Genomic DNA, 26687 nt, shown 5'->3' on the forward strand with positions numbered 1-26687 from the left:
TATGTCCAAGAAGCGGGATAACGCCACCGCGCCACCGGGAACGCGCTTCAGCCTCGCGGCGAAAATGGCGCTTGGGGCTTCCATCTTCGGAACGCTCACTGCGCTCGGCGTCGCCGCGCTCATGTACATGGCAAGCTCCACCGCCGTTGACGAGATGGAGGCGCTTTCGACCTCCGAGGCCTTGGAACGTGCCTCGGTCCGCCTGGGCGCCTCGTTGGATCGCCTGAAGCAGGACACGACTATCCTATCGACTATGCCGCCGATCCAGGGCCTTATCCGAACACGGGAGAGCGGCGGCATCGATCCGCTGGATGGCTCCACTGAGGTGCTCTGGGGCGAACGCCTGGCACACATCTTCACGAGCTTCCTCGAGGCGCGGTCCGAGTACTTCCAGATCCGGTTTGTCTCTGCATCTAGCGATGGTCTTGAGATCGTGCGCGTGGAAAAGACAGATGACGGTATTCGGCGGACTCCGGAGAACGAGCTTCAATCCAAAGCCAAACGCCCGTATTTCGAGCGCACCCTGGAACTGAAGCCCGGCGAACGGTTTCTGAGCGCGTTCAATCTGAACCGCGAATACGGCACGCTCGAAGTGCCCCATCGGCCCACGGTTCGTGCCACGACCCCCGTGTTCGATGAGAAGACTGGTGAGATCTTCGGCATGATCGTCATCAACGCCAATGCCCAAGAGTATTTCTCGCGCATGGCTGCCGTGCTGCAGAGCGGGCAGACACTGGTGGTCGCGAATGCTGCCGGCGATTACCTCTACCATCCAATGCGGCGCTCACCTTTGGCTTCGACCTTGGCCAACGTCATCTTATCCAAGAGGCATTCCCGGGTCTCAACGACATCGATGCCGACACGGAGACGGTCGTCATCGGCGCCGACGGTCAGTCCCAGCTCTACCAGAAGCGCGTCTCCATCGACGGCGACCGTCCGGATCGCTTTCTCACACTCGGCGTTGTTGCCGCAGACACGGGGCTTAGCCGGCAGATTGGCGCAGATACCGTCTGGGTGATCCTGTCGGCTGTCTCCTTCATCCTGGGCGGCACGGCGCTCGCCGTATTTTGGTCGCGCTTTACGACGCGTTCGCTCCAGGAGGTCACGGCGGCGGCGGTGAGCTTGGGCCGCGGGCGCCGGGACGTCGATCTGAGCCACGTTCGCGAGCGCAATGACGAGACCGGCGACCTCGCCCGGGCGTTCGGCGCAATGGCGGACGAGATCAGCGATCGCGAGTCGGCGCTGCGCGAGAGGTCCAAAGAACTTGCCGAGAGCAACGAACAGTTCGGCGAGCTCAACACGCAACTTTCGGCGGTGATGGAGACCGCGCTCGATGGTCTTATCGTCATCGACGAGGCGGGCATTGTCCAAAGCTTCAACCCGGCCGCCGAGCGGATGTTCGGCTACACGAAGGAGGAAGCGATCGGACAGAACGTCCGTATACTGATGCCTGAACCTTATCGGCGCGAGCACGACGGCTACATCCGGAACTATCTGGACACGGGCAAGGCCCAGATCATCGGCGAAGGGCGAGAGGTCCAGGCGCGCCGTAAAGACGGCACGACCTTTCCGATCGAACTCGGCGTGTCCCCATGAAAGTGGGCGACAAGCAGCTGTTTCTCGGCATGACCAGCGACATCTCACGCAAGAAGGCTGTCGAGCGGCAAAAAGAGGAGCGGTTCATCGCGCGGCTGACGCGCTCCAACGAGGAACTGAAGAAAGCGCGCGTGGAGGCGGAAGCGGCCGTGGTCGCGAAGTCCGAGTTTCTGGCCAACATGACCCACGAACTCAGGACGCCGCTGAACAGCGTGGTCGGGTTCGCCGGGTTGCTCGCAAAGAGTTCGGATCTCAACGCAAAGAATCGCCGTTTTGCGGAGATCATCACGTCCTCGAGCCAGGCCCTCCTCGCTCTGGTCAACGATATCTTGGACATCTCCAGCCTGGACGCCGACGCCGTGCGCCTGCATCCGGTCGTGTTCTCGTTGCCCAAGCTCGTGGAAGACGTCGTTGCCAGCGTGTCCCTGATGGCGGACGAGAAAAATCTGCAGCTGAAAATCGAAAAGGGCGCAGCCGTTGGCGAAGCCCATTTCGGCGATCCCGTCCGGCTTCACCAGGTGCTCCTCAACCTCGTGAACAACGCGGTCAAGTTCACGTCGGAGGGCGGCGTAGTCGTTGCGATATCCGCGGCGGAGCCGCCCGGCTCGGATCAGCATTTGCGCATCGCGGTTCGCGATACCGGGATCGGTATTTCGCCGGAGCAGGTGAAATCGATCTTCCAGCGCTTCACACAAGCCGACTCGTCGATTCACAGCCGCTACGGAGGCACCGGGCTGGGGCTTGCGATATCGCAGCGCCTCGTCGAGCTCATGGGCGGCGAGATCGGCGTTGATAGCGTGGAGGGTGAGGGAACGACGGTGTGGGTGGAACTCACCCTGCCTTGTGAGGATGCCAGGGCGCTTGCCGACGAAGACCGTGCCGACATACTCCAGGCCGCCGGTTCCTCGTCACGCGTGCTTGTCGTTGATGATGTGGATCTCAACCGCGATCTGGTTGCGGCACTGCTCGCGCCGCAAGGATATGTCGTGTCCGAGGCGACCGGCGGAGCCGAGGCGATCGAAGCCGTGAAGACCGGCAACTACGACATCGTGCTGATGGATGTTCAGATGCCGGAGGTGGATGGCCTCCAGGCCACGCGCGCCATTCGGGCTATGGACGGTTTTGCGGACCTTCCGATCATCGCCATGACGGCACAGGCTCTCGCCTCGCAATGGGAGACGTGCCGGGAGGCCGGCATGAACGATCATCTGCCAAAACCGATCACGCCGGTCACTCTCATGGCCATGATGAGCAAGTGGACGGACGGTGCCCCACGCGTGGACGACGACAATTCCGGCGCGCTCGACAAGCTTGGCGGCTCGTCGGCCTAACGGCTTCTGCTTGCCGCACGGGTCGGCCAAGCCCACAGAGGAGCCCCCGTTCGGGCGATACCAGTGATCCGGATCGGGCCGCTTGCCGTAGTGGGCATACGGACAAACACCCAGGACCGCTCCATGACCTATGCTCTTGCCTATGTGGCAACCGCGCTCGCTTTTCTTGTGCTGGACTTCATCTGGCTGGGATATGTCGCCAAGCCACTCTACCAGCAGGAAATTGGCCCGCTCCTTCTCGAGAAGTTCAATGTGGGTGCGGCGATCGGTTTCTATCTGATCTTTATCGCGGGCGTGGTCATCTTCGCGGTGGCTCCCGCACTGCAGGGCGGCACGTGGAAAACGGCGCTGCTCTACGGCGCTATGTTCGGCTTCTTCGCTTACGCCACCTACGACATGACCAATCTGGCCACGCTGCAAGGCTGGAGCCCGACTGTCACTGTCGTCGATATCGCCTGGGGCACGTTCCTCACGGGCACCGCCGCCGTTGCCGGCTATTGCGCCACGCGGACGCTTGCCGGCGCATAAGGAGCGTGCGGCTCCGTCCTAAACGCCGTCGCACAATCTGCCCCCAGCAGGTGATCCAAGCTTTCGAACGGTCCGTAACGGTTCCAGTGCTGCCGTCAATCAAGGTGACCATGGCTCCTCTCAATATCGCAGTTGTCGGATCGGGAATTTCGGGTCTCTCCGCGGCCTGGCTGCTTTCCAAGCATCACAAGGTCACCCTGTTCGAGCAGGATCATCGGCTCGGCGGCCATACCCACACGACGACCGCGCTGACGGCCGATGGACCGGTGCCGGTCGATACGGGGTTCATCGTTTACAACGAGCTGAACTATCCGAACCTGACCGCACTCTTCGCTCATCTTGGCGTCCGCACCGAATCCACTGAGATGACTTTTGCCATTTCCGCCAATGACGGCGCCTTCGAATATGCCGGCAGCGGCCCAGGGCTCTTCGGCCAGCTCTCCAATCTCGCAAACCTGCGCCAATGGCGGCTCGTATCCGATCTCTTCCGGTTCTTCCGCACGGCGCAAGGCGCGCTGGAACGCCATCCGGAAGGGCTTTCGCTGGGCGAATTCCTGTGGGCCGAGAACTATTCCGATGCCTTCATCGAGGATCATATTCTGCCCATGGGCGCCGCGATTTGGTCAACACCGATGGCGGGCATGCTGGACTTTCCCGCGGCGACCTTCGTCAACTTCTACGCCAATCACGGCATGCTGCAGGCAGCCGGCCGCCCCGCGTGGAGGAGCGTTACCGGCGGCAGCAAGAATTACATCGACCGCCTCCTCGACGACGGCGACTTCGAAACGGCCGTCGGTTCACCGGTCCGGCGGATCGGCCGCGCCCGATCCTGCGTCCACGTGGAGGACGCGCGGGGCATTGTCCGTATGTTCGACCACGTGGTGATTGCGACGCATGCGGATCAAGCGCTAAAATTGCTCGCCGTTCCGTCTCCAAAGGAGCAGGAGCTTCTTGGCGTGTTCGCCTATGAGCGCAATCATGCGGTGCTCCACCGCGACCCGCGGTTCATGCCGCGCCGCCGCCGGCTCTGGCAGAGCTGGAACTACATCAAGCGCGGGCACGGCTTGGAGTCCGAGCTGTGCGTTTCGTACTGGATGAACAGCTTGCAGAACCTGCCGACCAAGACGGATCTGTTCGTGACGCTCAATCCGCCATGGGACATCCACCCCAAGGCGATCGACTTGGAGGTCGATTACGACCACCCGGTGTTCGACGCACACGCCATCGCGGCGCAGCGCCGCCTCTGGTCGCTGCAGGGCAAGGATCGCACCTGGTTTTGCGGCAGCTATTTCGGCTACGGCTTCCATGAGGACGGGCTGCAGAGCGGACTCGCAGTTGCCGAACAACTCGGCGGCGTGCGGCGGCCATGGTCGGTGTCCGGCGAGTCGGACCGTATCCACATCACACACGATGCCGGCGCTGCCGGCACCGTGCCCCTCGTGGCGGCGGAATGATGTCCGCGTCGGCGCTCTATAACGGTGTCGTCGTGCACAAGCGTGTGCGCCCCGTTCATCATGCGCTCCGCTATCACGTCTTCTCGCTTCTGATCGATTGCGACGAACTTCCCGATCTCGATCGTCGCTTGCGTCTCTTCTCCTATAATCGCTTCAATGTCTGCAGCCTGCACGACGCCAATCATGGCGACGGGACGCCAATTGCGGCCTATCTGCGTGGCATCGCCGATCAGAGCGGCGTGGCGGGCATCGAGCGTTTCCGGATGCTCTGCTATCCGCGCGTGCTGGGCTACGGCTTCAACCCGGTGACGATCTATTTCGGCCTGAATGCGTCCGGCGCCCCGGCGCTGATCGTGTACGAGGTGAACAACACGTTCGGGGAGCGGCAGACCTATGTGGTGCCGGTGCGATCCGGCGGCAGCGATACGCTGCATCAAAGCTGCGGAAAGACGTTCTACGTCTCGCCGTTCAACAGCGTCGATGGGCGTTACAGTTTCCACGTCACGCCGCTTGAGGACGAGATCACGATCGGCATAGCCCTTCACACGGAGGAGCGGCCGCTGCTGAAGGCCTTCTTCCGTGGCGAGCGCTCGGCGCTGACCGACGCAACGCTCGCGGCGGCCTTGGCACGAACCGGCTGGCTGTCGGTCAAGGTGATCGCCGCCATTCACTACGAAGCGCTCAAGCTTTGGCTCAAAGGCTTGCGGCTCGTTGAGCGGCCACGGCGCCCCGATCCACGATCGCCTTTGCGCCAACACCAGGAGAGCACGGAGACCAATGACGGACACTTCGATTGCCGCCGGCCGGGCGCCCTTGGCGCTCGACCTTTTGACCCGCGTCGTCGTCGGCATCGGCGAACGCCTGCTGACGTGGCAGCCGATCGGCTCGCTTTCGATCGTGCTGCCGAACGGTCAGCGCGTGCGGTTCGGCAACGACCGTCCACATGATGCCGTGCTTACCCTCAAGAACTATAGGGTTTTGCGAAAGGCGTTTCGCCGGGGCGCGCTCGGCTTTGCCGAGGCCTACATGGATGGCGACGTCGACTGCTCCGATCTTGTCGGCCTGTTCCGCTTTGTGTTGCGGAACCAGGCTGCGCTCAACGATTCAGGGCGCTCCTTGTTCAGTGCGAGTGTCTTGGATCGGATCGGCCACTTTCAGCGTCGCAACACGCGGCAGGGGAGCCGCCGCAACATCACCGAGCACTACGACCTGGGCAATGCCTTCTTCGAGGCGTGGCTCGACAAGGAGCTGCTCTACTCGAGCGCGCTGTACGAGGACGGCACCGCGACGCTCGAAGCCGCGCAGGAAGCGAAGCTGCGCGCCATCCTGGACTCGCTTCGGCTCGAGCCCGGCATGAGCATGTTGGAGATCGGCGCTGGTTGGGGTGCGTTGGCGCTTGCAGCCGCCCGCGATCACGGCGTCTCGGTGCACGGCATCACCTTGTCTCATGAGCAATTGGCTCATGCTCGGGCCCGCGCCGAACGGGAAGGGCTCGATGAACAGGCGCGCTTCGATCTGAAAGACTATCGCGACGTGACCGGCCTATATGACCGGATCGTCTCGGTCGAGATGATCGAGGCCGTCGGCGAACAGAATTGGCCGCGCTATTTCCGGACCCTGCACGATCGTCTCAAGCCGGGAGGCACCGCCACACTGCAAGCGATTACGATCGGCGAGGCGCATTTCGAGACCTACCGGCGTCAGCCGGACTTCATTCAGCGCTACATCTTTCCCGGCGGCATGTTGCCGACCAAGAGTATCCTCGCCGAACAGGCCCGCGCCGCCGGCTTCCACTACGAGCCTGTCCTTGCATTCGGTCCCTCCTACGCACGAACGCTTTCCGAATGGCGCGTGCGCTTCGAGGCGGCGTGGGCCCAAATCGAGGCGCTCGGTTTTGACGAGCGGTTCCGCCGCAAGTGGCTCTATTACCTTGCGTATTGCGAGGCGGGCTTCCTGGAGGGATCGATCGACGTGGGCCTCTATCGCCTGACCCGCGACTGACCCCGGCCCCTATGGGCGGAGCATGAAGGTCCGCACGATCCAGAAATAGACGGCGTTCGGCAGCCGCCGCATCAGCTTCATCGCCCAGGTGAAGCGGCGGGGGAAGGTGATCTCGTATGCCTTGCGCTCCAGCCCGCGCAGGAGCCGCTGCGCCGCGTCGTCCACCGGCATCAGGAACGGCATCGGAAAGTCGTTTACCGCGGTCATGGGCGTGTCCACAAAGCCGGGATTGACGATCGACAACGTCACGCCTTTCGCCGCGAGTTCCGGATGCAAGGACTCTGCGACGTTGATGAGCGCTGCCTTGGTCGAGCCGTAGGCCGCCGCCTTTGGCAGCCCTCGATAGCCGGCGACGGACGAGATGATCGCGATCTGCCCGGCCTCGCGGCGCATCATGTCGGGAACCACTTGGGCGAGTACATTCACGACGCCCATGAAATTAACGTCCATGGAACTCTTGAACACCTCCGGATCGATATCGGGCGGCAGGACCATTTCCCACGTACCGGCGGAAAGAACCACGAGATCGATCTTTCCGGCCTTGTCCTCGATGTCCTGATAGCATCGCGCCACGGCGTTCGCGTCAGTAATATCGAGCGGATAAGCGATGAGCGTTTGCGAGGCCTCTTGCATGGCGTTGAGGTTATCGGCCGAGCGCGCGGAGATGGCGACGGTCTCGACGCGTCCATCGAGCAGCTTCGCGAGCGCGGCGCCTAGACCGGAGCTCGCGCCGACAATCCAGGCGGTGCGCCATGGGAGCGCCGGCGTGTCGGTCACCTAGATCCCCACGATGGGCTGCAGCAAGCGGCTGAAAAAGCCCTTGAAGCGCGTCGGCGCCTCTGTGGCCACGAGGCAGATGCAGGCCTCCGGCGAGTCCACCACGGGCTGATGCTCGGCATGTTCGTCGAGATCGGCGATGTCGCCCGGTCCGAACCGCCCGAAGACGTCGCGGTAGGACCCCTCGAGAACGAGGGTCAGTTCCATGCCGCCATGGCCGTGGTCCGGGATCTTGGTCCCGGGCGCAATCCGCAACAGAGTCAGCGTGCTGCGCGCCGTCTTGGAGACGGGAAGGACATGCTTGGAGACACCCGGCGCGACCTTCTTCCAGACAATGTCGTCGAGGCCGCATTCGAGCAGCCGCGCGAGCGGGCCCGGGACGCCCGGCCGCGTATCTTTCGGCCGAGGTTTGGTGCGTGCCGGCGGCGCGTCGGCGTGATCGTCGAGAAGACTGAGGGCCCGATCGAGCGAGGCGGGGCTCATGGGCGATGCTTCGACACTCTCCAGCACCGCGCCGCCGACATCTTCGATCTCGCGCAGTGCAGCGCGGCAGGCGTCACATGTGGCGATATGGGCCGCGACCAGGGTCGCAAATCCCTCATCGAGACTGCCCGCGGCGTAGCTCACCAAGGTGGCGGTGTCGGGATGATGGACGATTGTCATTTTAAAGTCTCCAAGCGTTCCCGCAGCTTTCCGTACGCAAGGCGCATGCGGGACTTCACTGTTCCGAGCGGCAGGCCGAGTGTCGTCGCGATTTCCGCCTGCGGCATATCTTCCACGAACGACAATTCGACCACGCGGCGCTGTTCGGGCGGCAGGTCTGCGAGAGCCTGTCCCACCAGCCTCTCACGCTGCCGCATTTCCGTTTCCTCTTCGCCGCTTGCATCCGGTGCTTCCAGCTGGAGGTCGGCAATGTCCTCATAGGGCCGGGACGACTGCCGGCGTAGGCGATCGATCCTGACGTTACGGGCGATGGTGAAAACCCAGGCGCTTACCGTGCCCCTTTCGGGCGCATAGAGCCCGGCCTTGCGCCAAAGCGTCAGCATCACCTCTTGCGCCAAATCTTCCGCCGTATCGGCGTCGCTGCCGCTCCGGATCATCAACCCTTTGATTCTCGGTCCGAAATGCAGAAACAAGCGTTGGAACGCCTCACGGTCGCGATGCTGCGCCACGCGCACGACGAGCGTTCGATCGTCCAGGTTGTCTTCCGGGCACGTTGACAATGGTTGGGCCGCGCTCATTCCTCGAATGCCGCCAGGTCCTGTCGTTGTTGCGTGGGTAGTATACGACACACGGGGTGCCGCGGATCACCTACGACGCCTGGTTTTTCGGCTCGGGAACAGGGCAGGGCGATCGCCGACATACTCCGTCCAAGAAGCAGCGCGCCGATCCAGCCTGGGACCTGGCTTGGCTACGAGAGCGCTTCGAGGCTGATTGCGTCGGTCGTGCGCGGATCGCCGGGGCTCTGATCCGAGCGATCGATCCAAACTTCGGGCGGCGAAGCGGTGGCGCTGCCGAACAGCGTCGCGAACGCGACCTCGGCGGCATCGCGCCCCACTCCGATCCTGACCAGCCCATCAAGGGCGGCCTGCCGCGTCGGGTCGAACAGCCACCAGCGGTCACCGAGATAGGCTTCGAACACCGCATGAAAATCGGGGGCGAGAGGCCGAATGCGTAGCATGTGACGTAGCGTGCGGGGATGCCGAGTGCGCGGCAGAAGGTGATTCCGAGATGCGCAAAATCGCGGCACACGCCCGCGCGGTTCATGATTGTCTCCGCCGCCGTGGTCTCCGCGTCGCTGCTCCCCGGCATATAGGCGATATGATCGTTGATCCAGTTGCAAATGGAGCTGACTCTCTGATGACCCTTGGGGAGTTGACCGAACTCTGCCTGCGCAAATCCCGCAACCCGATCCGAGGGTACGAAGCGCGTCGGCAAGAGGTAGGGCAGCAGTGAAAACGGCAGCGCGGCAACCGGCACTTCGGCCAATGTCTGCGGATCGGCTCTCACGACATCGAGAGTGAGGTCCGCCTCATAGTGGAGCGACAACGTGCCCGGCGAAGCCGGAACGCGTAAGTAGCGGTTCCCGAGACCCGGGGTGTCGTAGGACTCGACATTGACGCCCTGACTGACCGTGACCGTATCATTCAGGTTGGCATTTGTTGCCAGGCGCGCGACCTCGACATTGAATACGAAGATCGTATCCGCCGTGACCTCATAGTTCAGGTTGCAACCGAGTTTGACGGTCATCCGCGTCGTTTTCCTTGGGTGAGAGGGACGCTGCTAGCGAAGCTCGGCGACCTTCAGCCGGGCAATGGCGGCGAAGGCGCCCTCCGCGTATGTTTCCAAGTAGGTCTGGAACATCTCGGCGTTCTCGCTGTCCTTGATGCTCTCCCAGTAGGCAAGTTCGACGGGATCCGCCTCCGGCAGCTCAGGCTCACCTTCCTTTTCGGAAAGCACCTTCAGGCGCTCGGCAGCGAGCGCGGCAAATGCCCCTTCCGGATACTTGTCGAGATAGGCCTCGAACTCGGCGACGACATCGCCGTCCCGGATGCTTTCCCAAAAGGCAAGCTCGTATTCCGGCGGTTCATGCGTTTCCACGTCGAGCGCTTCCTGACTGGGTGTGTCCTCCTCGGATAGGACGGGTTCGCCATCCTCGAACACGATACGGTAGGCTCTTACCGGCTGCTCGATGTTCTTGACGTATTGCTCGCCCAAGTCGGCGTAGACGTAGTTCGTCAATTTGCGCACATATTCGTGTACGCCGCGCGACAGACAAACTCCGTCCGGTTCCGACAGCGACTCGAGCCGCGCGGCGACGTTGACGCCATCGCCGAAAATATCGGCATCCTTCACCATGACGTCTCCCACGTTGACGCCGATCCGAAAGGACAGGCCGTCATGCTCCGCCTCCTTGGCGTTCACACGCATGATTTCGCGTTGAATCTTCACGGCGCAGTCGACGGCATTCACCGCGCTCGCAAACTCCGCGACGACGCTGTCGCCGGCAGTGCCCGTGATTCGACCGGCGTGAGCCTCTATGAGCTCATCGATCAATTTCCGGCGCTCCGTCAGAAGCTGCAGCGTTCGCTCCTCGTCATGCTCCATGTGAGACGAGAAACGCACCACATCGGCGGCCAGTATGCCGACGAGCTTCCGTTCGATACGCGGCGATGTAGGTACGGGTTCCATTAGATCTTTCGAATCGTGTGACATCTGCACTCACCCTGCAGGACCTTGCACTGACAATTCCCATGCGGCTGGTCCGGTTCCGTGCGCCCCAAATTCGGTGGGAACATGACAGCGCCTTTGATGTTCTCAAAGCATCCAACTGCATCGCAAGGAGGATTGAAGGAAATGAACTGGGATCAGATCGAAGGAAACTGGAAGCAATTGCGCGGTAAGGCGCAACAGCAATGGGGCCACCTGACCAATGACGACCTTGATGTCGTCGAAGGGCGCCGCGACCAGCTCGTGGGCAAGGTGCAAGAGCGCTATGGCGTGGCCAAAGAAGAGGCAGAGCGGCAAGTCGACGATTGGATGAAAAGCATCTCGGGATAGCCCGCGCAAACCCTCCCTCCTATCTAAAGGGGCGGCCTTGAGAGGCTGCCCCTTTTTTGTAAGAGCCGTCGCTTGCCGTTTCATCGTGCGCTCGAAAGCCGCTGGGAAAGCGCGGCGCGGCACGAGCCGACCCAGTAGAGCGCCCCGACCCAGAGTTTTCGCCATGCATGCTTGCCGCTCTTGTCGCAGCGCCGCCGCAGAAGCTCCCTGGCGTAGGCGCGCTTCCTTGCGCTCAGATCGGGCTTCACAAGCGCGCTGCGTAGTTCGTGATCACTGAGCTTTTCCATGCGTGCTGTCTCGCTCGGCGCGGCGCTACCGTCTTGTCGCCAGGAAGCCCGACACGAATGCGATCGCCACCAGTGGCAGGGCTCCGACGCGCTGCGTGGCACGGGAAAGCCCCTTGTCGACGAGCGCCAGAGCCTCGCCCGGCGCCGCAATGGCAGCCGCTTCGCGCGATTTCGTGCGCGCTGCCAACGGCAGGATGGCGAGAACCACAAGCGCCAATCCCAGCAAACATCCCGCGACGATCCCTGCGGCTTCGATGGGACGGAGGCCGATCGAATCGACGAGCGCATAGTAGGCGGCAACGAGACCGAAAGCTGCGGCGAACAGGAGACAGACGATCGCAACCGCGATGACGATGACCTTGTGCACGACCGCGCTGATCGAGTTGTCGATGCGCTGCTTGACTTGTGAAATCAGCGTAAGGATCATTGCGCGCGGCTCTCATCGCCGCATGAAGGCGCCGAGCAGCAGGCCAAGGCCCACGGCGATCGCGAGGGCGGCCAGGGGGTTGCGCCGCACGGCTTCTTCCGCTTCGTGCACGCCTTCCGCAGCGCCTTCCTGAGCGCGGCTCAGGCCCTCGCTTGCGAGTTTGCTGACCTTCGCGCCCATGGCACTCAACTCGGACTGTATCTTGCCAACTTCGTCGACGAGCTTGTCGAGGTGCTCGCGCGCCGCAGCTGCCGTATCGTTTCCACCTTGGCCGGGTCTTGCAGTAGACATCGTATCTCCCCTGGTCATGAATGCTTTGGGAACACCAGCTTGTGCGCATTGTTCCCTTCTCTGTGTGGCGTCTGATTGAAACACCGGGGAACGTGTCGGAAGATCCTGAACCATGAGGAACAGTCGCAACTCTTTGGTCACTGACATTGCTCTGCTCGCAGGACTCTTTGCCCTGGCGTTCCAACTGGATAGGTCCCGCAGGGATCCGGGCACAGGTGCATCGAAAGCAGAGCCGGACGACAGCGACCTGCGGCCCTCCCAGGAGCCCCACCATTTTCATGAAAGCCGGAAGAACGAGGCCGGCCGCGGACGCGCGGCCTCGTCCCCGACCGGCATCCCCGGCAAGGGCTGGATGGATGTGCTGTGGCGTATCTACAACCAGCTGCAGAACGATCGCTTGCTCGCCGTGGCCGCGGGCGTCGTCTTCTATATGCTGCTCGCTCTGTTCCCCGCGCTGACGGCACTGGTTTCGCTCTACGGCCTCGTATCCGATCCCGCCGAGATCAACGCGCAGCTTTCCCTGTTGGCTGGTGTCGTGCCCAACGACGCCGTCGAAATCGTGCGGGACCAGGTCACGCGCGTCTCGGAGGCGCGGTCCGGGTCGCTCGGTCTTGGTTTCTTGATCGGACTTGCGTTCGCGCTTTGGAGCACCAACGGCGGCATGAAGGCGATTATCGATTCGCTGAACGTCGTCTACGACGAGCGCGAGAAGCGCAGCTTCGTGAAACTGACGCTGGTCTCCTTCGCCTTCACGATCGGCAGTCTCGTCCTGGTGTTCTTGGCCTTGGCGGCGGTCGTGGTGACTCCGCTCGTGATGCCATGGCTCGGGCTGGAATCCATGAACGAGCGGATCATTTCATTGCTGCGCTGGCCGGCGCTGCTGATCGTAGTGCTGGTATGGCTGGCGCTGCTTTACCGCTACGGTCCCAGCCGCACGGCCGCGCAGTGGCAGTGGCTCAGTATCGGCAGTGTGTTCGCGGCCCTGTGCTGGCTGGCCGCGTCCAGCCTGTTCTCCTGGTATCTCTCCAACTTCGCCAACTACAACGCGACCTACGGCTCACTCGGCGCTGTCATCGGGTTGATGATGTGGCTTTGGGTTTCGGTCATCGTCGTGCTGTTCGGCGCGGAACTGAATGCCGAGCTCGAGCACCAGACTGCGGAAGACACGACCGTGCGCCCGAGCAACCGCTCGGAGCGCGCGGCGCTGTCATGGCGGACACGGTCGGCAAGGCCTGGCGCTGAGAAGGCCCGCTAGAGCGCGTCCGCGTTCGGGGCGTCAGAGCCGTCCGAGCAAGGCTAAGATCAGTACAATGACGAGAACGAGGCCGACGATCCCCGTTGGACCGTAACCCCATCCGCGGCTGTAGCCCCAATTGGGGATCACGCCGATCAGGGCGAGGATCAAGATGATGACGAGAATTGTCCCAAGGCTCATGTCGTAGTGCTCCTAATTTGTTTTGAGAGTGACTGGTGTCCAGGCGGAAACCGTCGATGCGCGAAGGCTTCGTCCTAAAAAATGCCGAGGAACGACAGGATGAAGCCCACCACGACGATGACCCCGATGATGTAGAAGATGTTGTGCATGGTGCTCTCCTGCCTTTTCTGATGCTTCGACAGGCAACACGGGACTGTTGCTTTTGTTCCATGCGCACGACGGCGACTGGCGCACTGCATGCCGCACGTTGGGCTGTTGGCAACTGCTTCACCGCGACGCCCACTCACTAAACGACCTGTGTCGTAAGTCGCCCGGCGCATTGTCGGAACATAGCCCTGCGCATGGTGTTGCGAACGAGAACACGAACTGTGTTCGAGACTGCACGATCATCATCATGGATTGAGGAGACTATACGTGATGCGATTTCTCGTAACGACAGCGCTGGCCCTAACGCTCGCGACACCTGCGTTGGCAGCCAGCCAAGACGCGAAGCCTTTTGGGACCGTCGCGCAAAACGAAGCCGGTGACATCTATGCCTCGGAGCTCATTGGCATGCGCGTCTATGCGACCGACAAGGACATGAGCAAAGAGGATGACAAGACGGCGTCGAAACCCGACTGGGACGACATCGGTGAAATCGACGACGTCATCCTGACCGAGAACGGTGAGGTGAAGGCCGTGATCGTCGGCGTCGGTGGCTTCTTGGGAATCGGCGAACGTGACATTGCGGTGAAAATGTCGAGCCTCAATATGGTTCGCGAGGCCGATGACGACGACGATTTCTTTCTGGTTCTCAACGCCGACAAAGACGCTCTGATGAATGCGTCTGCCTATAAGCGTGCCGCTACACCGGCTGCCGCCCCAAGGCCGACGACGATACCGAAGCCAAGAAGATGGACGACGAGTCCACAATGGAGTCCGACACAAAGGCCGAGTAGTCGCGGTTGCCGATCAAGGGCTCTGAGCCAGTTGCGGCTGAACGCCCGTCAAGTGCCAAGAAGGGTCGCTCGCGAGGCGGCCCTTTTTGCCGTCCGGACACGCCCGACGGCATCCCATCGAAGGCAAGTTTACGGCCCCAGGCTTTTTGGGGCGCGATTAGCATAGCTTAATTCGGATCCCGCACCGGCTTGCTATGACTCCAAGCGAAGCCTCGGCGAACTTCTTGGATCTTGCCGAGGGAACGAACGTGGGGTGCGGGTGTTGCCCCCTCATGCAATCCGCACTCTCTCTTGGAAACAACTTCGCTCATGCGCATCAGCGCTTTGAGGGACCGCGCTCGTGCTGCAGTCCATCGATCGGCTTTGCCCGGTCGCCGGACCACCTATGGCGGTTAGGAAAAGCCACGATGCGGGAAAGCACACAAACCGAGACAGTTTCGCAGGTTGCATCGGAAATTCCGATGTTACGGCGCTACGCGCGCTTTCTCGCGCGCGATATCGAATTGGCGGACGACCTTGTACAGGAATGTCTTGCGCGGGCGATCGCAAGGATCGACTCGTTTCAGCCGGGCACGAACCTTCAAGGCTGGTTGATCGTCATTCTCCGAAATGTCTTCTTCAACGAATGCCGCAGAGCCAAGCGGGAGCGGGTATCCCTCAAGGAGCTGGGAACGGCGGCGCCACAGCAGCTTCCGGCCCAGCAGGAAGACAGTTTGATGCTTTCGGAGCTCGAACGTGCCTTCATGTCCCTGAGCCCGGATCACCGCGAAATTCTGAGTCTCGTCGTTATCGAAGGGATGACATATGAGCAGACGGCGGAGGTTCTCGGGGTGACGATGGGAACGATCAAATCGCGACTGTCGCGTGCGCGTGCCTGTTTGGCCTCTCTCATGGATGACGGCGTGCCGCGCCCAATTGAACGAAGTAGGATCGTTGCTGAGGCCCTCTGACGAAAACATCCACGAGTTCGTGGACGGTCGGCTCTCGGCGCGCGAGGCCGCAAAATTTGCCGCCCACGTCGCAGCGGATCCCGACTTGAGACGCAAAGTGGCCGCCCTGTGGTTGATCAACCAAATGCTCCGAGGCCTCGGGCAACACATTTTGGATGAGCCGGTCCCCGAGAGACTGGCGGAGATCGTCAGGGGCCGTCCCTCGGCGCCGGAAGACTCTTCGACCGCTTAGCGGTTTTCCATTCGCCGTTTCTGCTCCGCGCGGATACGAAAGCCGGAGGGACAAGGTGCCGCAAACGGCACGACGATCGCCCTTTGGCATTTCAAATGGGCGGTCCTAGAGGAGTGGCCGCACTGGCCATAAGTTGAAGGTGACCTCCCATAGACAGTCGACTAGACTTTCGCGCGCCGTTTGCCTTGAGACCTGGGCCATGACACTTACACCGCCGGGCCGCTCCCCCAATACAGAGCAAATCAAATGCAAGGACTGCCCGCTTCGGGGCAACGAAGCCTTTCGGGCTTTCACCGAAGAGGAGTTGGACTTCGTTCAGACCTTCAAGGGCGGCGAGTTGGTCGCCGACGCGGGAACGACGATCTTCCTGGAGGGGAACAACAGCGCGCACCTGTATACGGTCCTGTCCGGGTGGGTATTCCGCTACAAGCTTCTCCACGACGGCCGGCGTCAGATCCTGAACTTCGGACTTCCCGGAGATTTTTTCGGCCTTCAATCGTCGATGTTCGGCGAGATGGATCATTCGGTCGAAGCATTGACCGACGTCGTGCTGTGCGTGTTCCCGCGGGAGAAGGTCTGGCAGCTCTACGAGCACTATCCCAATCTCGGATTCGACCTGACCTGGCTTGCGGCGCGCGAGCAGTTCATTCTGGACGAGAATCTGCTGACCGTGGGACGCCGCACGGCAATTGAACGGGTCGCCTCGGTACTGCTGCACGTCTTCCAACGGATTCAACAGCTCGGCATGGCGCGCGGGCGCAGGGTCGATATTCCGTTCACGCAGCAACAATTGGCCGATGCGCTCGGTCTCTCGCACGTACACACCAACAAGACGATCAAGAAGCTCACGAGCGAGAACCTGATCGACTGGCACCCACCGATCCTTCATGTGAAAGACCTCGAGGGGCTCGTCCGGGCCGCGAATGACGAGCTCACCTCATTGCCGGTGCGCCCATTCATTTAGTCTCCCGGCCAACGCGCCCCTCTCGGAAGTCTCGAGCGGCCGTTAGGCGACGGCCTGTTTATTGAGCGCACTCTCGGCAAGCATCGATAGCTTCTTGTCGGCCGCGTATTCCTGGTCGAGATTGGCCGCGAGCAGCTTTGCTTCATTCGGCATCTTGAGCTGCTGCGCCCAGGCCACCATCGTGCCGTAGCGCGTGATCTCGTAGTGCTCGACGGCCTGTGCGGCGGCGATCATGCCGGCGTCGCGAGCGTCCGGGTCTTCGCACTCCTTCATGATTTCCTTGGCCTCGTCGATAATGCCGTTGATCGCTTCGCAGGTCACACCGCGCGGCTTGAGGTCCAAGGCCTTGAAGACCTTTTCGAGGTTAGCGACCTGCGTCTTGGTTTCCTTGTGGTGCGCATTGAACGCATCGCGGAGTTCCGCCGCATCGGCTTCCTTCGCCATCTTCGGCAGACTGTCCAGGATCTTGTTCTCCGCGTAATACATGTCGCGGAGAAAGTGCTTGAATAAGCCTTCCAGAGTTTTCACTGCGTCATCCTCTTGTCGTGTTGGGTCCCAAGCCGGGACTGGGCCTCGTCAACACGAAGGAGGTGCGAGTGTTCCGCGTTTGATGGGATCGACAGCGCGTCCCTAGAGACAGTGCGTGCGGTCCATCCTAGTCGGAGCGGACCGGATATGGGCCGCTGGCAGGACGGATCCTGTGCGGCTGACGTGGCGGAGAATGACTTGGTGGAGAGGCTTGGCGGAGAGGGGCGGGACTCAAATGTCCGCTTGTGACCCACAGCGGACATTGGCTATTCGGCCGGTGCGTCCGCCTTTTGCGGCGCCATCGATGCTCCCAAGGGCCCGGGTACAAACCATTTGTAGACGGCGGGTATCACCAGGAGCGTCAGCACGGTGGAGCTGACAAGGCCGCCGACCACGACCGTGGCCAGCGGTGCTTGCACCTCGCTGCCGGCGCCGGTGGCGTAGAGCAGTGGGATGAGCCCGAGCGCGGTTGTCAGTGCGGTCATCAGCACGGGACGGAGGCGCATGCAGGCGCCCTGAACGCTCGCCTCGTCCACCGGCTTTCCTTCTTCGACAAGCCAGTTGAGATAGGTGACGAGCACCATGCCGTTCTCGAGGGCAATGCCGAATAGGGCGATAAAGCCAACTGAGGCCGGCACGGAAAGGTTCAGGCCCGCGAGCCACAGCGCGACCACACCGCCGACCAGCGCGAGAGGGATGTTGAGCATGATCAGCAACGACGCGCGCAGCGAGCCGAAGTTCATGAACAGGAGCAGGAAGACGAGCCCAAGCGTGATGGGCACCACGATGGCGAGCCTTCGGTTGGCCTCCTGCTGTAGCTCGAACTGTCCGCCCCACTCGACGAGATAGCCTGCCGGCAGATCGACTGTTTCGGCGATCCGATCCTGACTCTCCGCGACAAACGAGCCGATGTCGCGCCCGCGTACATTGGCTTGAATGGTGATGAAGCGCTGGGTGTTCTCCCGCGTGATCTGCCGGGGCCCCACGATCTCCGCCACCTCGGCCACCTGCCGTAGGGGAATGAGCAAACCGGACGGCGTGCGGACAACAAGTTCCCGGATCATTTCGGGCGTTGTGCGCGCACCCTCGTCGTATCGGACAAGGATGTCGAAACGCCTGACGCCCTCGAAGACCTGTCCCGCCGTCTCGCCGCCGATCGCCGTGCGCACGGCTGATTGCACGTCGTCGATGGTGAGCCCGTACCGGGAGATTTGCCCACGATCGACCCGGATTTGGAGCTGCGGCGTCCCGGTAACCTGATCTTTCTGTACGTCCGCCGCACCGGGCACGTTACGTACAGCCTGTTCGATCTCTCCGGCCTTCTCCAGCAGCACATCCTGGTCGTCGCCGAAGAGCTTGATCGCAAGCTCTGCCTTCGTGCCGGTGAGCAACTCGTCCACGGCGGCGGCGATGGGCTGGGTGAAGTTGAACTTTGCGCCGGGGAAACTCTCAAACGTCTCGCTCATGGCCGCGAACAGCTCCGCGGGCGTAAGCTTGCCCGGCCACTCGTCTTGTGGCTTCAACCCAACAAACGCCTCTGCGTTGTTGACCGGATCCGCATGAGCGCCGACTTCACCGCGTCCAACACGCGAAACGACACGGTCGACCTCAGGAAATGTCTCCAGCAATTGCCGCTCGAAGCGCGTCACCGTTTCGCGGGCCTCCTCCAGGGCGATGGACGGCGCCATGGTAACGCGCACCAAGAGGTCGCCCTCGTTGAGTCTCGGTACGAACTCCGAGCCCAGCCGGGGGAAGATCGCAAGTCCTACCGCGAGAATTGCAACCGCGAGCCCGATAGCGAGGGGCCTCTTCCGTACGAACATCTGGATCAGCGGCCTGTAGGCGCCGATCAGACCGTTCAAGAGCCGATCCGCAAAGCTGACCTTGTCCCGATCCTGGGAGCTCGGCCGCTTCATCAGCATCTCTGACAAAACCGGGGCGACGAAGATTGCAAACAACAGCGAGCCCAGCATGGCCAGGGAAACGGTGAAGGCGAGAGGCCGGAAGGTCTTGCCTTCATAGCCCTGCAACGTGAAGAGCGGCAGGAAGACGACGATGATGATTGCGATGGCGAAAGCGATGGGCCGCACGACCTCGGCGCAGGCGCGCGCGACGATCTCCCGCTTGGACAGCGCGGTGTGCTGTTCCTTGAGATAGCGGTCGACGTTCTCGACGATGACAATTGCGCCGTCGACCATGATCCCGATGGCGATGGCAATGCCGCCCAAGGACATGAGATTTGCCGACAGCCCCGTCGCACCCATGACGATGAAGGCAACGCAAATCGAGAATGGGATGGCAAAGGCAACCACCAGGCTTGGCCTCAGCCCGCCCATGAAGGCGAGCAGCACCAGGACGACGAGTATCACCCCTTGTGCGAGGGCGCTGTTGACCGTCTCCACGCTGCGCAGCACGAGCTTGGATTGATCGTAATAGGGCACCACGCGCACGCCCTCGGGGAGCGCCGCATTGATCTTGTCGAGCCGCTCCTTGACGTCCGCGATGACCTTCGACGTGTTGGTGCCGATGAGCTTGAGTACGAGCCCTGCGACGATTTCTCCCTCGCCGTCTTTTGTGGCCAGCCCCTGGCGCACTTCGCCGCCGATCTTCACCTCACCGATGTCGCGTACCTTTACGGGAACGCCGTCGGAGACTTTCAGAATGGTGTCTTCGATGTCGGTTATTCCGGTCGCGAGGCCGATCGACCGCACAAGGTACTGCTCGGAATTCTTGACGATGTATTGGGCGCCGGCATTTCCATTGTTGGCCTTCACCGCGTCGACCACATCTCCGATGCCGAGCCGATAGCGCAGCAGCGCTTGCGGGTCGACCTGGACCTGGAACTGCTTCACCTCGCCGCCGAGCGACAGCACTTCTGTGACGCCCGGAACCGTCTGCAGGTTGAACTTGATGATCCAATCCTGGATCTCGCGCATCTCTTCGGGCGTGCGCGATCCTTGCGTGTCCTCGACGTAGTAGAACAGGATCTGTCCGAGGCCGGTGGTGATCGGCCCCATCTCGGGCTCGCCGAAGCCGTCCGGAATTTCCTCGCGAGCGGTCTGCAGCCGCTCTCCGACCAGCTGACGCGCGAAGTAGATGTCCGTCGAGTCTTCGAAGTACACATTGACTACGGACAGGCCGAAATTGGAGATGGAACGAATGGTCTTCAGTCCGGGAAGACCATTCATCGCTACCTCTATCGGATAAGTGACGTAGCGTTCGACCTCTTCGGGCGCGAGGCCTTCCGTTTCGGTGAACACCTGAACAAGTGTTGGTGACACGTCGGGAAACGCGTCCACGGGCAGAGTCCTGTAACTCTGGAAGCCCGCAACCAAGACGCCGATAGCGATGATGCAGACTAGTAGCCGCTGGCGGAGGATAGCTTCGAGAAACGTGCGCATCTATAAGCCTGGCTAGTGGTTGTGGCCGTCGTCGAAATCCGACTTGGCAAGCTGAGACTTCACGAGAAACGCACCCTCGGCCACGACCGCTTCGCCGGGCTTTAGCCCGGTGAGAACTTCGATGTGCTCGCCATTGCTGCGGCCGAGCGTGACAGGCCGTGGCTTCAGTGGCCCATCCTCGCCTTCCCGAACGAAGACAACCCTTTGCCCTTCGTGGGTTTGCAGGGCGGAGGCCGGAATACGCACGTCGACGGAGTCCGCGGTCAAAGCGATCCGTGCCGTCACGAACATGCCGGGCCGCAGGTGCTTTGGAGCATTCTCCAGTTCCACGCGCGCGTTTGCCGTCCGTGTCTCTTCCGAGACATTCGGCGTCACGAACGCAACCTTGCCGTCGACCTGGAGCCCGCCGTCGGTGGTGATGGTCACGGGCTGTCCCTGCTCGACCCGCTCCTGATCATGGGAATAGATGCTGATGTCGACCCACACGGTCGACACATCCGCGATGATGAAAGCCTCGCGGTCAATCGATACCGATTCGCCTTGTGTCAGGTGACGAGTGACAATCGTCCCGCCGAGGGGAGCGTGCATGACATAGGCCGTCAGATCGGCTTCGTCCTGCTCGGCAATCTCTTTGAGGCGTGACTCGCCAATACCGAGTGCCAGCAATTTCTGCCGAGCACTGCGTAAATTGATTCGAGCCTCGGCAAAGTCCGTCTTGGCCGTAAGATGCGTCCTCTCGGAAACGATCCGCTTTCCAACGAGCGCCTCTGCCCGATCGAAGTTCTCCTTCGCCAGCGCCAGGCGTTCGAGGCTCGCCAGATAGGCCGCCTTTGCATCGGCGAGTTCGCGGCTGTCCAGAACGGCGAGCACGTCGCCTTCCGCGACCTGATCACCTTCGTTTGCTTCAACGGTGCGGGCGATGCCGGGAACGCGTGGCACAACGTGCGCCAAAGCATTCTCGTTGTAGATGACTTCGGCGGGCCGCTCGATGGTAACGGGGATCGGACCAGCCGCGACAGCCACCATACGGACGTCGAACCGGTCCATCTGCTCTTGGGTCAGGCCGACGCCGCCGTGATCGTCATGACCCTCGTGGCTCGAATGGTCGTCAGACCCGTGGCCATGCGAATCGTCCGAACCGTGGTCGTGACCTTCGTGTCCGTTGTCGCCTTCCTCGTCGTCGTGGTCATGGCCGTCGTCGTGACGATGTCCTTTCTTGGCATCATGTCCCACCTCGTCGTCGTGTCCGTCCTTCGCGTCGTGTCCCTCCTTGGAGTCATGACCATGGTCATGGTTCTTATGGTCATGCCCGTCGTCGTGGTCGTGTTCGTCCTTGGCGCCATGGTCGTGATCTCCGTGGCCGTGATCTCCATGGTCGTGGCCCGCGTGATCGTCTTGTGGCTCGGCAACGTTGGTCGTCGAGGGACCGTCCGCCTCAGCCCAGACGGAGCTCGCGGCCAGGCCCATGGCGCCGAATGCGATGCAAGCCGACGCGCGGGCGAGAGTTGTGATCTTCGTCATGTCGTTCTCCACAAGTTCAGTTTTGGCGGCTCTGTGTGAGCCGCGCGATTCCGGCCTCCGCCGTTTTCAGACGAGGCTGTAGGGACAGCGCGCTGCGATAGTCCTTCAGGGCTTTCTGGATCTCGCCGATGGTTTCGTAGGCCGCCGCGCGTTGCGTGAGCGACTCGGCCGTCGGCTTGGACTTGATGCCTCGGCTGAAATCATCGATTGCGTCTTGATGCTTGCCGTCCGCCAGATGAATCTCGCCTCGGCCGTAGTAGCAAAGAGGCATGTCGACCCAGAGCGAGAGCCCCTTCTCGAAATCGGCCAGCGCCTTCGCGCGTTCGGCCTTCCGGAGATAGCTCAGACCGCGGCTGCAGTAGGCATAGCCGACATTGGGCTTCAGCCGAATTGCCTCGGTAAGGTCGGCGATCGCCTCGTCATATTGGCCCACAGCAACGCGGGCCGAGCCCCGGTTGTACCAACCCTCGAACTGTTTTGGTTCCAACGCGATGACGCGGCCGTAGTCGCCGAGACCCGCTTCGAAGTCGCCCAACCGCGCAAAAGTGTTCCCGCGATTGAGATAGGCTTGGGCACGGTTGGGATCGACGCCGATGATCTCGCTCAAATAAGCGATCGCGCGGACGGATTTGCCTGCCTTGACGCAAGCGAGAGCTGCGCGCGTAAGCTGCTCGACGCGCTTTGATTGCGGTAAGGATGAGTCGATTTCGCTGCCGCCGCACGGCGGGGACGCCGCGTGTGCCTGCAACGGCGTAGATAGCAATGGTAGTAGAAGCACCAAAAGTCGTTTGCGCATGGTCGTTCACCTGGACTGCATGGCTGAGATGAGCAGCAGGCGGTGAACCAGCTTCGCCGTGAAGAGCGAATGTCAGAACGCAAACATGGCGTGCGATTCACCGAACTCTGCTGCCGTCTAGGCAGAGGGCGCCCGCACTAGAAGCAGGCGCCGGGCTAGGCGCTCGCGCGTGGCGGTCTCAGGAGGCTATAGGTGCAGGTGAACACGTAATCGGACGTTGCCCGGGGTACGAGCTTCCCGCCGGTCGGCGGATGCTTCGGGACATATTGGGCCGTCATCTGTGAGTCCGGGGCGCAGCAGTGCGCACCAAGGCAGTGACCAGCCGCACTTTCTTGCTTCTCCTCATCGATGTCGGATTCGGAGAGGTCGGTCGCGTCCGCTGTCTCGTGGTCCGCGACGCTCAGATGGTCGTGTGCGGAATCCAATCCTCTGGACGCGGCGTGAGACGCCGAATCCGCAAGCGTGAAGGTGCCGCCGAACACGATCGCGGCGGCGAGAAGCTTGCATATGGCTTGATGAGCACCCCGAAGCATGCCTCAAACGAGCCGCTGGATCGCCGAAAGTCAAGTTACTTTGGTGGAGGCTCTGGGAGTTTCGGGCCCTGTTGCGGCTCCAGCCTCATAGAAGCTCGCTGGACTCTAACGCGGCCGGACCTCCAGATCGCTGACCCGTGCTTCCGCTCTTGGCGCGAAGCGGACGATTGAGGCCGCTGCCACGCGGTTGGTTGCAGGGCGTTCGCGATGCGCGGCCAACAGACGACGTCCGGTGGTCGGAAATTGGCGGAGAGGGAGGGATTCGAACCCTCGGAACGCTCACGCGCTCAACGGTTTTCGAGCTCTGCGATCTCCATGCTTGTGCGTCTCGCGCAGTCGCCGACCGTATTGATACATTTGATGATTCTGGTCCGGCGATGCTGGTTGGTGTTGCCCTTTGTCGGTATGTGCCGCCTGGTTGGTTTGCAAGCTCGTCTCCAGCACAGGTCGGCGTCGGAGATTGAAGCGGATCTTCCAAATCGGACCTCTGATGTCTGCCAACGACCCAAAGCGGCCTTTGCCACTGGGAGCGACACCTCTTTTGCCGAGGCTACGACCCGAGGAATAGCTGAATGACAGCCGCATTCGCCAAGTCGACGAAGAATGCCGACACCAGCGGCAGCACGATGAATGCTAGTGGGCTCGGGCCGAAATGCTTCGTCACCGCACTCATATTGGCGATTGCCGTCGGGGTCGCGCCCAGCGTGAAACCCGCGAATCCGGCCGACAGGACCGCGGCAAAGTAATTGCTGCCCATGAGGCGGTAGAAGACGAAAAGGATGAACAGCGCCGTCATCGTCGCTTGAAGGACGGTCGTCGTAATCAGCAAGCCGGTCGAGCCGCTCAGCGTCCACATTTGCATGCTCATCAGCGACATCGCCAGAAAGACAGACAGGCTGAAGTCGGACACGAGCGCCAGCGCGGGGGTTCTGGAGGGCCATTTCACCTTTGGCAACAGGGTCGGGACGGTATTGGTGAGAATGATCCCGGCCAGAAGACACGGGACGAAGAGCGGCAGCATGATGCCTGCATCCTGCAACGCGACGTGTGCCAAATAGCCGGCGATGATGGCGATATTCGCCACGAGCAAGGATCGTATGACGTCTACATAGTCGAAGTGATCGGTGCGCTCGTCGTCCTCCACAATGACGAAGGCCGCTTCCTGCTCCGGATCAGATTTGAGGTCGTTCTTCTCGATGAGATACTTGGCGATCGGACCGCCGAGCAGGCTCGCAACGATCAAGCCCATCGTCGCCATGGCCACTCCGAGTTCCGCCGCTCCCGTCACGTTGTGAGCTTCCGCGATCCTCGGGCCCCATGCGATGGCCGTACCGTGTCCGCCGATGAGCGAGGCGGTTCCGAGGAGCACGCCCACCTGACTGGGCAATCCCCATAGAAGAGCCACGCCGACGCCCACAAGGTTTTGCAGCAACATGAAGACGACGGTGGCGGCGAGCATCAGTGCGAGCGGCAGACCGCCGCGCACCAAATCGGAGAAGCGTGCATTCAGTCCGACCGTGGTGAAGAAGTAGACGAGCAGAGCATCGCGTGCGGTGAGATCGAATGAGATTTCGCGGTCGAAGAATGCGTAGAGCACCCAGGTCGCCAACGCGACGGCGATCCCGCCGCTGACGGGCTCGGGGATGTTGTAGTCGGACAAGAAGCGGATCTTCTTGGTCAGGTATTGCCCGGCAAAGAAGACGACAAAGCCGATCGTGAGGGCAATGAAGGAGTTGATTTCAATCGAATGTGTCATGCTGAATGAGATGCTCGTATGAGGTCCGCCGCGCTGCCGCGTACCCTTACGGCAAACGCCGCGGTCCCACTACCGGAAGCTCATGCAACAATCTCGGCATCCGTTCGGCTAGGGCAGCTTGCGGTTGTGCCACCTGGCCCTCTGGCTCCGGCAATATGGGACTATCCGACACGCTGGTGCTCCTCGACACACAAAAGGGCGCCGTGTACGGTCGGCCGGTTTTCTATGCACCCTTGTTGCTGGCTTGGTGGTGATGAGCGAGTTTCGGCCTGGGCGCGGTTCGCGCGCTTCTATTTCCAATCGGGCCAGACAAGTCCACACGTCGGCATCCGTTCATTTCCACATTTGCAGGCCAAGCGATGGAGCGTAGTCCGGTCCTTGTCGATCTTGCGCTTCAAGGCGGCGGCGCGCATGGCGCCTTCACCTGGGGCGTGCTCGACCGGCTTCTCGAAGAAGACTGGTTGAAGATCGAAGGCATCTCCGGCACGTCCGCCGGTGCCATGAATGCCGCCGTGCTCGTCTCGGGGCATGCGCAGGGAGGCGCCACGGGCGCCAAATCCAGCCTCGAGGCGTTCTGGCGCGCCGTTTCCGAGGCTGCCCGGTTCAGCCCGTTCCGGCGCAGCCCGTTCGACATTCTCACCGGACAATGGACGATCGACAATTCGCCGATGTTCCTAGCCTTCGACCTCATGGCCCGGATCGTTTCACCCTACGATCTCAATCCGAGCGGTCTCAATCCCCTGTCAGACGTGTTGGCCGAGTGCATCGATTTCGACCTCATCGATCGTGCCCCGATCAAGCTGTTCGTGACGGCCACCAATGTGCGCACCGGGCGCGGGCGCGTGTTTCACAATGCGGAACTCACCCCCGACGTGCTCCTGGCGTCGGCCTGCCTGCCGGCCATGTTCCAGGCGGTCGAGATCGATGGAGACGCCTATTGGGATGGCGGCTTTGCCGGTAACCCGACCATCACGCCGCTCATCCAGGAGTGCGATTCCACGGACACGATCCTGGTGCAAGTGAACCCCGTCGAGCGGCCTGGCACGCCCCGGTCTGCCCGCGAGATCGTCAATCGCGTCAACGAGGTTTCCTTCAACGCGACGCTTCTGAAAGAGCTGCGGATGATCGCGGTCCTCCGCAAAGTGACCGATCCGGGCAATGCCGAGGGTGCACGTTGGGCGGACATGCGCATTCACCGCATCTCCAGCGACCTCATGAAGAAGCTCGGCTACTCGTCCAAGCTCAACGCGGAGTGGGAGTTTCTGACCATGCTTCGCGACGAGGGCCGGCGCTCGGCAGAGGCCTTCCTCGACGCCCATGCGAATGATCTCGGGTCGCGTTCGACCCTCGACCTCGCGACCTTCGTCGGACCTGTCTGAT

Annotated in this window: 27 protein-coding genes and 1 pseudogene; 13 read left to right on the top strand and 15 right to left on the bottom strand. The window is 61.7% G+C overall.

The window, feature by feature from the left end; genetic code table 11:
• Nucleotide 1: 1 nt before the first annotated feature.
• From DCY11_RS08590 to DCY11_RS08620, 7 genes are all read left to right on the top strand, one after another.
• A complete protein-coding gene (locus DCY11_RS08590; protein WP_108682547.1) occupies nt 2-1018 on the top strand; it encodes a hypothetical protein in 1017 nt (338 codons plus the stop codon).
• Nucleotides 1015-1596 carry a PAS domain S-box protein gene (locus DCY11_RS08595; protein WP_108682548.1) on the top strand — a complete coding sequence of 194 codons (582 nt, stop codon included), beginning with the start codon at nt 1015-1017 and terminating at the stop codon, nt 1594-1596. The genes DCY11_RS08590 and DCY11_RS08595 overlap by 4 nt, the downstream gene beginning before the upstream one ends.
• Nucleotides 1593-2927 (top strand): ATP-binding protein, encoded by a 1335-nt coding sequence (locus tag DCY11_RS08600; protein ID WP_108682549.1) that lies wholly within the window; start codon nt 1593-1595, stop codon nt 2925-2927. Before DCY11_RS08595 ends, DCY11_RS08600 begins: the two co-directional genes overlap by 4 nt.
• A gap of 123 nt (nt 2928-3050) precedes the next feature.
• Nucleotides 3051-3455, top strand: a complete 405-nt coding sequence (locus DCY11_RS08605) for a DUF2177 family protein (RefSeq protein ID WP_108683749.1) — start codon at nt 3051-3053, stop codon at nt 3453-3455.
• Nucleotides 3456-3565: 110 nt separating this feature from the next.
• Entirely contained in the window at nt 3566-4909 is a 1344-nt protein-coding gene (locus DCY11_RS08610) for an NAD(P)/FAD-dependent oxidoreductase (RefSeq protein WP_108683750.1), read from the top strand.
• Complete coding sequence (locus tag DCY11_RS15905; RefSeq protein ID WP_159079908.1) at nt 4906-5856, top strand: DUF1365 domain-containing protein; 951 nt, start codon at nt 4906-4908, stop codon at nt 5854-5856. The genes DCY11_RS08610 and DCY11_RS15905 overlap by 4 nt, the downstream gene beginning before the upstream one ends.
• A complete protein-coding gene (locus DCY11_RS08620) occupies nt 5738-6910 on the top strand; it encodes a cyclopropane-fatty-acyl-phospholipid synthase family protein (RefSeq protein ID WP_245409510.1) in 1173 nt (390 codons plus the stop codon). Before DCY11_RS15905 ends, DCY11_RS08620 begins: the two co-directional genes overlap by 119 nt.
• A 9-nt stretch (nt 6911-6919) precedes the next feature.
• Here the strand turns inward: DCY11_RS08620 and DCY11_RS08625 are convergent, their stop codons facing one another.
• The 5 genes and pseudogenes from DCY11_RS08625 to DCY11_RS08645 all read right to left on the bottom strand — a co-directional run bounded on the left by DCY11_RS08625 (nt 6920) and on the right by DCY11_RS08645 (nt 10879).
• Nucleotides 6920-7687 (bottom strand): SDR family oxidoreductase, encoded by a 768-nt coding sequence (locus DCY11_RS08625; protein WP_108682552.1) that lies wholly within the window; start codon nt 7685-7687, stop codon nt 6920-6922.
• The gene (locus DCY11_RS08630; RefSeq protein ID WP_108682553.1) at nt 7688-8350 is read right to left on the bottom strand and encodes a ChrR family anti-sigma-E factor; all 663 of its coding nucleotides are present in this window, start codon (nt 8348-8350) and stop codon (nt 7688-7690) included.
• Nucleotides 8347-8928, bottom strand: coding sequence for a sigma-70 family RNA polymerase sigma factor (locus DCY11_RS08635; protein WP_108682554.1), 582 nt, complete (start codon nt 8926-8928; stop codon nt 8347-8349). The genes DCY11_RS08630 and DCY11_RS08635 overlap by 4 nt, the downstream gene beginning before the upstream one ends.
• 170 nt (nt 8929-9098) lie before the next feature.
• Nucleotides 9099-9937, bottom strand: a pseudogene (locus tag DCY11_RS08640) (transglutaminase family protein).
• Nucleotides 9938-9970: 33 nt separating this feature from the next.
• A complete protein-coding gene (locus DCY11_RS08645; protein ID WP_159079909.1) occupies nt 9971-10879 on the bottom strand; it encodes an adenylate/guanylate cyclase domain-containing protein in 909 nt (302 codons plus the stop codon).
• A gap of 165 nt (nt 10880-11044) precedes the next feature.
• On the opposite strand from DCY11_RS08645, the gene DCY11_RS08650 reads away from it, so the two are divergent.
• Nucleotides 11045-11248 (top strand): CsbD family protein, encoded by a 204-nt coding sequence (locus DCY11_RS08650; RefSeq protein WP_069445696.1) that lies wholly within the window; start codon nt 11045-11047, stop codon nt 11246-11248.
• Between the two features lie 80 nt (nt 11249-11328).
• Here DCY11_RS08650 and DCY11_RS15525 read toward each other — a convergent pair whose 3' ends face one another.
• The 3 genes from DCY11_RS15525 to DCY11_RS08660 are packed head-to-tail and all read right to left on the bottom strand — an operon-like array spanning nt 11329 to nt 12253.
• On the bottom strand, nt 11329-11535 hold the full coding sequence (locus DCY11_RS15525) for a hypothetical protein (protein WP_159079910.1): 207 nt from the start codon (nt 11533-11535) through the stop codon (nt 11329-11331).
• 25 nt (nt 11536-11560) lie between these two features.
• On the bottom strand, nt 11561-11962 hold the full coding sequence (locus DCY11_RS08655) for a hypothetical protein (RefSeq protein WP_108682556.1): 402 nt from the start codon (nt 11960-11962) through the stop codon (nt 11561-11563).
• A 12-nt stretch (nt 11963-11974) separates the two neighbouring features.
• Nucleotides 11975-12253: a DUF883 C-terminal domain-containing protein gene (locus DCY11_RS08660; RefSeq protein WP_108682557.1), complete on the bottom strand. Its 279-nt coding sequence runs from the start codon at nt 12251-12253 to the stop codon at nt 11975-11977.
• A gap of 112 nt (nt 12254-12365) precedes the next feature.
• On the opposite strand from DCY11_RS08660, the gene DCY11_RS08665 reads away from it, so the two are divergent.
• On the top strand, nt 12366-13508 hold the full coding sequence (locus tag DCY11_RS08665) for a YihY/virulence factor BrkB family protein (RefSeq protein ID WP_245409317.1): 1143 nt from the start codon (nt 12366-12368) through the stop codon (nt 13506-13508).
• Between the two features lie 21 nt (nt 13509-13529).
• On the opposite strand, the gene DCY11_RS08670 is transcribed toward DCY11_RS08665, so the two are convergent.
• Nucleotides 13530-13688: a DUF3309 family protein gene (locus tag DCY11_RS08670; protein ID WP_069445693.1), complete on the bottom strand. Its 159-nt coding sequence runs from the start codon at nt 13686-13688 to the stop codon at nt 13530-13532.
• 552 nt (nt 13689-14240) lie between these two features.
• Between DCY11_RS08670 and DCY11_RS08675 the strand changes: the two genes are divergently transcribed.
• The 3 genes from DCY11_RS08675 to DCY11_RS08690 all read left to right on the top strand — a co-directional run bounded on the left by DCY11_RS08675 (nt 14241) and on the right by DCY11_RS08690 (nt 16772).
• Nucleotides 14241-14792 carry a PRC-barrel domain-containing protein gene (locus DCY11_RS08675; protein WP_159079911.1) on the top strand — a complete coding sequence of 184 codons (552 nt, stop codon included), beginning with the start codon at nt 14241-14243 and terminating at the stop codon, nt 14790-14792.
• A gap of 241 nt (nt 14793-15033) precedes the next feature.
• Nucleotides 15034-15576 carry a sigma-70 family RNA polymerase sigma factor gene (locus tag DCY11_RS08680; protein WP_108682559.1) on the top strand — a complete coding sequence of 181 codons (543 nt, stop codon included), beginning with the start codon at nt 15034-15036 and terminating at the stop codon, nt 15574-15576.
• Between the two features lie 431 nt (nt 15577-16007).
• Nucleotides 16008-16772: a Crp/Fnr family transcriptional regulator gene (locus tag DCY11_RS08690; protein ID WP_108682561.1), complete on the top strand. Its 765-nt coding sequence runs from the start codon at nt 16008-16010 to the stop codon at nt 16770-16772.
• Between the two features lie 42 nt (nt 16773-16814).
• Here DCY11_RS08690 and DCY11_RS08695 read toward each other — a convergent pair whose 3' ends face one another.
• From DCY11_RS08695 to gltS, 6 genes are all read right to left on the bottom strand, one after another.
• Entirely contained in the window at nt 16815-17300 is a 486-nt protein-coding gene (locus DCY11_RS08695; protein WP_108682562.1) for a ferritin-like domain-containing protein, read from the bottom strand.
• 266 nt (nt 17301-17566) lie between these two features.
• Nucleotides 17567-20701 carry an efflux RND transporter permease subunit gene (locus tag DCY11_RS08700; RefSeq protein WP_108682563.1) on the bottom strand — a complete coding sequence of 1045 codons (3135 nt, stop codon included), beginning with the start codon at nt 20699-20701 and terminating at the stop codon, nt 17567-17569.
• Between the two features lie 12 nt (nt 20702-20713).
• On the bottom strand, nt 20714-22222 hold the full coding sequence (locus tag DCY11_RS08705; protein WP_159079912.1) for an efflux RND transporter periplasmic adaptor subunit: 1509 nt from the start codon (nt 22220-22222) through the stop codon (nt 20714-20716).
• A 16-nt stretch (nt 22223-22238) separates the two neighbouring features.
• Nucleotides 22239-22829: a tetratricopeptide repeat protein gene (locus tag DCY11_RS08710; RefSeq protein WP_159079913.1), complete on the bottom strand. Its 591-nt coding sequence runs from the start codon at nt 22827-22829 to the stop codon at nt 22239-22241.
• A 344-nt stretch (nt 22830-23173) separates the two neighbouring features.
• The gene (locus tag DCY11_RS08715) at nt 23174-23551 is read right to left on the bottom strand and encodes a hypothetical protein (RefSeq protein ID WP_108682566.1); all 378 of its coding nucleotides are present in this window, start codon (nt 23549-23551) and stop codon (nt 23174-23176) included.
• Nucleotides 23552-24101: 550 nt separating this feature from the next.
• On the bottom strand, nt 24102-25307 hold the full coding sequence (gene gltS / locus DCY11_RS08720; RefSeq protein WP_108682567.1) for a sodium/glutamate symporter: 1206 nt from the start codon (nt 25305-25307) through the stop codon (nt 24102-24104).
• Between the two features lie 359 nt (nt 25308-25666).
• On the opposite strand from gltS, the gene DCY11_RS08725 reads away from it, so the two are divergent.
• Nucleotides 25667-26686: a patatin-like phospholipase family protein gene (locus tag DCY11_RS08725; RefSeq protein ID WP_108682568.1), complete on the top strand. Its 1020-nt coding sequence runs from the start codon at nt 25667-25669 to the stop codon at nt 26684-26686.
• Nucleotide 26687: the final 1 nt, after the last annotated feature.

Source organism: Methyloceanibacter sp. wino2, from assembly GCF_003071365.1.
Lineage (GTDB): Bacteria > Pseudomonadota > Alphaproteobacteria > Rhizobiales > Methyloligellaceae > Methyloceanibacter.

Excerpts from the sequence above, each read along its gene's own strand:
- DCY11_RS08590 (WP_108682547.1), top strand. The coding sequence starts at position 2 with ATGTCCAAGAAGCGGGATAACGCCACCGCGCCACCGGGAACGCGCTTC.
- DCY11_RS08600 (WP_108682549.1), top strand. The coding sequence starts at position 1,593 with ATGAAAGTGGGCGACAAGCAGCTGTTTCTCGGCATGACCAGCGACATC.
- DCY11_RS08605 (WP_108683749.1), top strand. The coding sequence starts at position 3,051 with ATGACCTATGCTCTTGCCTATGTGGCAACCGCGCTCGCTTTTCTTGTG.
- DCY11_RS08610 (WP_108683750.1), top strand. The coding sequence starts at position 3,566 with ATGGCTCCTCTCAATATCGCAGTTGTCGGATCGGGAATTTCGGGTCTC.
- DCY11_RS15905 (WP_159079908.1), top strand. The coding sequence starts at position 4,906 with ATGATGTCCGCGTCGGCGCTCTATAACGGTGTCGTCGTGCACAAGCGT.
- DCY11_RS08630 (WP_108682553.1), bottom strand. The coding sequence starts at position 8,350 with ATGACAATCGTCCATCATCCCGACACCGCCACCTTGGTGAGCTACGCC.
- DCY11_RS08635 (WP_108682554.1), bottom strand. The coding sequence starts at position 8,928 with ATGAGCGCGGCCCAACCATTGTCAACGTGCCCGGAAGACAACCTGGAC.
- DCY11_RS08645 (WP_159079909.1), bottom strand. The coding sequence starts at position 10,879 with ATGGAACCCGTACCTACATCGCCGCGTATCGAACGGAAGCTCGTCGGC.
- DCY11_RS08650 (WP_069445696.1), top strand. The coding sequence starts at position 11,045 with ATGAACTGGGATCAGATCGAAGGAAACTGGAAGCAATTGCGCGGTAAG.
- DCY11_RS15525 (WP_159079910.1), bottom strand. The coding sequence starts at position 11,535 with ATGGAAAAGCTCAGTGATCACGAACTACGCAGCGCGCTTGTGAAGCCC.
- DCY11_RS08655 (WP_108682556.1), bottom strand. The coding sequence starts at position 11,962 with ATGATCCTTACGCTGATTTCACAAGTCAAGCAGCGCATCGACAACTCG.
- DCY11_RS08660 (WP_108682557.1), bottom strand. The coding sequence starts at position 12,253 with ATGTCTACTGCAAGACCCGGCCAAGGTGGAAACGATACGGCAGCTGCG.
- DCY11_RS08665 (WP_245409317.1), top strand. The coding sequence starts at position 12,366 with ATGAGGAACAGTCGCAACTCTTTGGTCACTGACATTGCTCTGCTCGCA.
- DCY11_RS08670 (WP_069445693.1), bottom strand. The coding sequence starts at position 13,688 with ATGAGCCTTGGGACAATTCTCGTCATCATCTTGATCCTCGCCCTGATC.
- DCY11_RS08675 (WP_159079911.1), top strand. The coding sequence starts at position 14,241 with ATGCGCGTCTATGCGACCGACAAGGACATGAGCAAAGAGGATGACAAG.
- DCY11_RS08680 (WP_108682559.1), top strand. The coding sequence starts at position 15,034 with ATGCGGGAAAGCACACAAACCGAGACAGTTTCGCAGGTTGCATCGGAA.
- DCY11_RS08690 (WP_108682561.1), top strand. The coding sequence starts at position 16,008 with ATGACACTTACACCGCCGGGCCGCTCCCCCAATACAGAGCAAATCAAA.
- DCY11_RS08700 (WP_108682563.1), bottom strand. The coding sequence starts at position 20,701 with ATGCGCACGTTTCTCGAAGCTATCCTCCGCCAGCGGCTACTAGTCTGC.
- DCY11_RS08705 (WP_159079912.1), bottom strand. The coding sequence starts at position 22,222 with ATGACGAAGATCACAACTCTCGCCCGCGCGTCGGCTTGCATCGCATTC.
- DCY11_RS08715 (WP_108682566.1), bottom strand. The coding sequence starts at position 23,551 with ATGCTTCGGGGTGCTCATCAAGCCATATGCAAGCTTCTCGCCGCCGCG.
- gltS (WP_108682567.1), bottom strand. The coding sequence starts at position 25,307 with ATGACACATTCGATTGAAATCAACTCCTTCATTGCCCTCACGATCGGC.
- DCY11_RS08725 (WP_108682568.1), top strand. The coding sequence starts at position 25,667 with ATGGAGCGTAGTCCGGTCCTTGTCGATCTTGCGCTTCAAGGCGGCGGC.